2 protein-coding genes are annotated in these 2,645 nt (G+C 42.6%); one reads left to right on the forward strand and one right to left on the reverse strand.

The features are described from left to right. Positions 1–703 (reverse strand): helix-turn-helix domain-containing protein (locus B2V92_RS24745; protein WP_293313142.1); only part of this gene is annotated, 703 nt, incomplete at its 3' end. Between the two features lie 310 nt (positions 704–1,013). Here B2V92_RS24745 and B2V92_RS24750 point away from each other — a divergent pair. Continuing rightward, a partial coding sequence (locus B2V92_RS24750; RefSeq protein ID WP_293313144.1) for a hypothetical protein occupies positions 1,014–2,645 on the forward strand: 1,632 nt, incomplete at its 3' end.

Here is a 2,645-nt window from a genome sequence, read left to right on the forward strand (position 1 = left end):
TATACCCCATTTCGTAGGCTAAACTGCTGAGACTTACATTTGGCTCAAGCCACAAACGGTTACGCACCTGCTCGAAACGCATTAAAGCTGATACATCCTTAACCGTATGTCCTGAAGATTGTTTGAAATTCCTTTCGAGTGTGCGTACGGTGGCATGGGCCGCTTCGGCAACCCCACTTACCGTAAGATTGCCCTTGGCTGCCTGCATGGCAATACCTGCTTTATGTAACATACTATTGGTGGCCAGGCCAGCTTGTGTATCCAAAAAATATTGCTGTACTGTTGCAATCGCCTGTTCTATTTGGCCTTTATTAATCAATCTGTTTAAATTATCCTGGAGCTGTGCCATAGGATGTTCGAAAAACTGTACGCCCGATTTACCAGTGGGTAAACCAAGCAGATCGGCTACCATCCAGGGAAAACACCTGATGCCGATAATTTCCAGTTGCCCCTCCGTGTAAAAATGAACCGGTTGATTCAACAGACCCATCAAAAAAGGGGAGGGGATGGCTTTAAGTTCATCATCCTGCGCTATCGAAATTTTCCCAAAGTAAAAGATAATCTCGGCATAACCATCAGGGATCACCTCGTAACCTGAGGGCTCATTTCCCGATATCCTTTTGTTGTACCAAAAACATTTGATGCAATGCTGAAGTGCTTCGGGAACTTCAAATTCTTGGTGCAGCATATTAAATGGTGGCATATTTGAGGATTGTATTCATTCAAATTTAAGATCAATAGAGGAGGAAATGAAATAATTGGACAAACTAGGTTTCTCAAAGACAAAAAGTCCATCTTTAGGCGGGCTTTAACATTGTTGTGCTGCCATATTTATACTAATTTTGAAGGTAGGGAACAATACACCGATACTTCGGCCAATCTCCGGGCGTTTTGCCCGTTTTGTAACCGGAAAAAATGAAATCTTGCAGAATAATAAATCAGAACTGCCATATACTCGGCCAACTACTTTTAATAGGAGCCTTATGTTTCTATTTGTTTCAAATCCAAGAATTATGAAACATAAAAACATTGTCAAACTGCTCTTATTGCTGCTCCTCGCACTCCCAGGAAAAATTTTTGCCCAACAGCAGGGGCCATTCCAGAAAATGAAACCCGGCGACTGGTTTGAGATGCTCGTTGCAGACACTGCCCGAAATCCAAATCATGAAAGCTACCGCTACAATATCCGGTACCAACTCAAAAAAACCGACGCCGCCGGCAACCGCGAATATGCTTTAATATTTGAACGGACCAGGATCATACTCTCTCAACCGGGTACGGTTGCGCTTGGTTACGACTCTTATTACCCGCCTTATAAGCAGGGAATAGAAAAACCCGTTCAAAAGCCTGTTTTCAATTCAAAAGTTGATGCCGCGGGCAAAATTCTTTCGATGAAACCGGAGGCTGAATTCCCGAGGATCAATCTTTACGAAATCGGAACGCGCAATTCTTATGGCGGCACCTCTGTAGAACTTGAGCCGATAGCTGAAGAAACCGCAGCAGCCATTTCAGGCATCATTATGAAAGCCATTGCAAACCACGAACAGCAATGGTACAACGGGATGCTTTACCGGAATTCGGGGTTTAGTTTTGTATTGTCGGCTGCTTCTTTTGTGCTGAAACCTAATGTACTTGTGGTGGGGCATATCAAAAACATGACTGCCGAGCTCGCCCATAACTTAGATTTTTATCTTCCGGGTGTAAATAAGCCCTTCAGGATTTCAGCTGATGGAAATTTCAGTGTTGCTGCTTTCCTTTCTGAAGGAACCGGCGCCCGTCTAAGTTATTATCCATTAGAAAAAAATCAGGCAAAACCGAATAAAAGTGATCTGAAAAATGCTGATGTGATGCTATTTAAGCGTATAGTTGATGTTCCCCTTTTTTTCAGGCCTGGCGATACACTTATGATTACAGGCGATGCACTTCGGCCCGAATTAGCGCTCCAGTTTTCAGGAAAAGCAGCAAAAATGGCCGAATTTGCTCTTGATCTGGCTAAAGCTAATCTTCAGAAAAAGACGGCCGAAATCCCTTACAATCCACTATCGTATGCTGCCGAAACCTTTATGCAGGAACAGAATGCGGATAGAGCCACTTTTAATAAGCTGAATAAAAAATACAGCAATCAGCTTTCATCAATTGCAGAAAATTATTACCAGTTAAGGTTTGCCTTTCTTCAGGGAAACGAACGCCTCGATTTCCTTTCCAAAACCAGGTATAAAAGCAGTCCGGCTGCCAATGGAATTTTTGAAGGTTTTCCTGAACATTTTTTTAAGGCTATTGATACGCTCCCTGTATTAATGATCGACTACAACGATGAGAGATGGTACACCAGTTTTATCAATGTTTCTCATTTTTATTTACGGAGTAGGGACGGACAGTTTAACGGTGGAAGTCATGATTTTTTTCTCGGAGATTATGTTCTTTCGTTAAATCACTTCAGGCGTTTTCCGCTTTACAGTTCGCTGGCTGACGCTTTTGAAAACCAATTTGGTAACAACAGCTGGAAAAAAACCCAAACCTTAAAGCCCTATTACGAAGATTTCATCAACAACTGCTCCGATACTGTTTTAACCGGATCGGTACGGCATAAATGGAAAACCCTGTCTACCTGGTCGCCCGGTAAGTCAATGCCAATAAAAAGCATT

Origin of the sequence: Pedobacter sp. UBA5917 (assembly GCF_002432345.1) — a bacterium.
Classification (GTDB): Bacteria; Bacteroidota; Bacteroidia; order Sphingobacteriales; family Sphingobacteriaceae; genus Pedobacter.